This is a genomic window from Candidatus Kosakonia sp. 282A-S69 (genome assembly GCF_029433855.1).
GTDB lineage: Bacteria > Pseudomonadota > Gammaproteobacteria > Enterobacterales > Enterobacteriaceae > Kosakonia > Kosakonia cowanii_A.
Genome location: NZ_JAROAU010000005.1, coordinates 233,477 through 233,795, shown reverse-complemented (window position 1 = coordinate 233,795; position 319 = coordinate 233,477).

The following is a 319-nucleotide window of genomic DNA, read 5'->3' as shown; positions in this document are numbered from 1 at the left end:
CGGGCGGGGGGCCGCTGAAACCCCATTGCCGGATGGCGGCCAAGCCTTATCCGGCCTACGGGCGGGGAGCCGCTGAAACCCCATTGCCGGATGGCGGCTACGCCTAATCCGGCCTACGGGCGGGGGGCCGCTGAAACCCCATTGCCGGCTGGCGGCTACCCCTTATCCGGCCTACGGGCGGGGGGCCGCTGAAACCCCATTGCCGGATGGCGGCTACGCCTTATCCGGCCTACGGGCGGGGAGCCGCTGAAACCCCATTGCCGGCTGGCGGCTACCCCTTATCCGGCCTACGGGCGGGGGGCCGCTGAAACCCCATTGC